Below are 3,271 nucleotides of genomic sequence, written 5' to 3'. Positions count from 1 at the left end.
CCCACCCGCAAGGGTGGGGGCCCGTCCTGCCGCGGCGTCAGCGCGACTGCTGGGCGGGCACGCCCATGGTGTCGTCGTTCGGCAGCGAGGCGGCGGCCACGGCCGCGCCGGTCAGCGTCGCCAGCATCTCGCGGACGTTGGTCAGCTGGGCGTTGATGCTGTCGCGGCGGTTGGTGAGCGCCGCCAGCTCGCGCTCGGACTCGCTGCGGATCCGGTCGGCCTTGGCGTTGGCGTCGGCCACGATGTCCTCGGACTGGCGCTGGGCCGTCTCCACCGTCTGGCGGGCGCGGCGCTCGGCGTCGGTGCGCAGCTTCTCGGCCTCCAGGCGCAGCTGCTCGGCCCGGTGCTCGATCTCGGCCAGGCGCTTCTCGGCCTTGGCCTGACGGGCGGCCAGGTCGCGCTCGGACTGCTCGCGGCGCTTGGCCAGGTTGGTCTCGAACTCCAGCGCGGCCTGGGCGGCCTTGGTGCGGGTCTCCTCGAAGAGGGCGTCCGCCTCCTCGCGCTTGTTCTGGGCGTCCTTGTTGGCCTCGGCGCGCAGCTGGGCGCTGTCGCTCTTGGCCTTGTCGACGATCCGCAGACCCTCGTCCTCGGCCTTGGCCTTGCGGTCCTTGGCGTAGTTCTCGGCCTCGGTGCGGACCTGCTGGGCGGCGGCCTCGGCGAGCTCGCGGTGCTGCTCGGCGGCGCGGTGCGCCTCGTCGCGCAGGTCCTTGGCCTCCTCCTCGGCGAGTCGCAGGATCTTCTCGACCCGGGCGCCGAGACCGGCGTAGGAGGGCTCCGCCTCGGTGACCGCCGCCTGCGCGGTCTGGGTCTCCAGGTGGAGCTCCTCGATGCGCTTCTCCAGCGCGCTGATCCGGGTCAGGGCACTGTCACGGTCGGCCACCAGCTTGGTGATCCGCTCGTCGACCTGGGCGCGCTCGTACCCACGGCGCACCAGGTCGAAGCCGTGAGGGGAGTGACTGTCGCTCATGGGGTTCTGGGCTTCCTGTCGTCAAACCGCTGAGGTGGTTGAGGGAATCCTGACACGGTACCGGAGTGTCGTCGGCGAAATGCCGTTGTCTCGCGGAGAATGTCCGCTCAATCGGGTGGTGCGCTGCCGGAACGATTGCCACCCGACCGGGGGGAGCCGACTCCGGCACCCGCCTTGGCCCCCCCGTCTTTCTTGCTCGTACTTCCCCCGTTTGCCTGCACGACCGGTGACGGTGCTTCGAACGCCTCCAGCGCGGACAGCACGTCCTGCACCCTGGAGATCTCGGTGTTGATGTCCTTGCGGCGGCGCACCAGCTCGTCCAGCTCGCGCCGGCCCTCGTCGGTGACCCGCTTCGCCTCGGTCCGTGCCTCGGCGAGCACCCGCTCGGCCTCCGCCTTCGCCAGCTCGATCTGCTCGTCGGCGGCCTCGTCGGCGGTCCGCAGGCGCTTCTCCGCCTCGGCCGCCGCCGTCTCGATCCGCTCCTCGGACTCCTCCTGGGCGGACTTCAGCTTGGCCTCGGCCTTGATGATCAGGGCCTCGGCGCGGTCGGTCGAGTCGGCCAGCTTGGTCTCGGCCTCCTTCAGCAGGCCCTCGGCCTTGCGGACGGCCGAGATCCGGACCTTGCTGGCCTCGGCGGACGCCCGCGAGTTCAGCTCGTTGGCGTGCTCCTCGGCGGCCGCGATCAGCGCCGCCGCCCGCTCCTCGGCCTCGGCGACGGCGGCCACCGCCTGCTCCTCGGCCTCGGTCAGCTGCTCCTGGGCGGCCGTCACCAGCGCGTCCACCCGCTCGCCGGCCGACTTCATCGCCTGCGCGTTCTCCTTGCGGGCGCGCTCGTGCAGGGCCTCCACCTCGGCGTCGGTGCGCTCGCGCAGCTCCTCGGCGCGCTCGCGGATCGCGGTGGCGTCCCGGCGGGCCTCGGAGAGCAGGGCGTCGGCGTCGGCCCGGGCCTTCTCGACCGCGGCCTGCCCGGCCGCCTCGCCGGCCGCGACCAGCCGGTCGGCCTCCTTGCGGGCGGCCGCGACCATCGCGTCCGCCTGCTCCTCGGCGGCGGCGGTGGTGGCCAGCGCGGTGGTCTGGGCGTCCTCGCCGAGCGCCTCGGCGTCGGCGAAGGCCCGCTCCAGGACGGACTTGGCCTGCTCGCGGGTGGCCTTGTCGAAATGCTCGGCGGCCTCGCGGATCTCCGCGTCGAAGGCGTCGGCGCGGGCGTGGGTGTCCGCGTCGTAGTCGTCCGCGAGGGACCGGGTGGCCAGCGCGTACTCCTCGGCCTCGGCCCGCAGCGCGGCGGCGAACTCCTCGGCCTCGGCGATCGTGGCGGCGGCCCGCTCCTCGCCGGCGGCCACCGTCCGGGCGGCCCGGTCCTCGGCGGCGGCGCGCTGCTGCTCGGCGTTCTCCCGGGCGGCGTGCAGTTCGGCCTCGGCCTCGGCGCGCAGCTGCTCGTCGTAGGCCTGCGCCTCGGCGCGGCGGCGGGCCAGCTCTGCCTCGGCGGCCTGGCGCTCGCCGGCCAGCTCCAGCTCGGTCTGCTCGCGCAGCGCGGTCGTCTCGGCGGCGGTCCGGGCCCGCAGGTCCGCGGTCTCCCGGTCGGCCAGGGCCCGCTGTTCGGTGGTCTCCCGGTCGGCGGTCTCGTGCTGCTCGGCGATCGCGCGGGCGGTGCGCTCGCGCAGCTCGGCGGTCTCCCGGTCGGCCAGCGCGCGCTGCTCGGTGGTCTCCCGCTCGGCGGTGTCGCGCAGTTCGGCGGCGGCCTGCTCGGCCTCCCGGCGGACCTCGGCGGCCTCGCGCTCGGCGGTGGCCCGAAGCTCGGCGATCTGCAGGGACGCGGCCTCGTGCATCCCGGCCACCGACTGGCGGACCTCGGCGGCCTCGTCCTCGGCGTTGGCGACCAGCTCGGCGGCCTCGGCCCTGGCCGCGGCCGTCAGCTCCTCGCCCTCGACGCCGGCCCGCTCCAGCACCGCCCGCGCCTCGGCGCGGATCGACTCGGCGGTGGCACGCGCCTCGGACAGCTCCCGGCCGGCCTCGGCCCGGACGGTCTCGGCCTGCTCGGAGGCCAGGGCCAGATCGGCCTCGGCCCGCTCGCGCAGCGCCGAAGCGGCGGCCTCGGCCTCGGCCGTCCGCTGCTCGGCGGCGGCCCGGGCGGCCTCCAGCGCCTCCTCGGCCTCCGCCCGCAGACGGGCCGTCTCGGCGGCGGTGTACTCGGTGAGTTCGGCGGCGGTCCGTTCGGCTTCGGTGCGGAGCCGGTCGGCGTGGGCCTCGGCGGCTTCGCGGAGCGCGGTGGTCTCGGCGGCGGTGCGCTCGGTGAGTTCGGCGGCG

General features: G+C 75.3%; 1 protein-coding gene and 1 pseudogene. Both read right to left on the bottom strand.

Translation table 11 applies throughout. The features are described 5' to 3' along the window. Positions 1-37: 37 nt before the first annotated feature. The gene (locus tag ACFWA9_RS30530) at positions 38-967 is read right to left on the bottom strand and encodes a cellulose-binding protein (RefSeq protein ID WP_218201876.1); all 930 of its coding nucleotides are present in this window, start codon (positions 965-967) and stop codon (positions 38-40) included. A gap of 107 nt (positions 968-1,074) precedes the next feature. Further along, a pseudogene (locus tag ACFWA9_RS30525) lies at positions 1,075-3,271 on the bottom strand (hypothetical protein); the annotation flags it as partial.

Origin of the sequence: Kitasatospora sp. NPDC059973 (assembly GCF_042737525.1) — a bacterium.
In the GTDB taxonomy this organism is placed as follows: Bacteria; Actinomycetota; Actinomycetes; order Streptomycetales; family Streptomycetaceae; genus Kitasatospora.
This window is presented reverse-complemented; position numbering and strand designations above follow the sequence as displayed.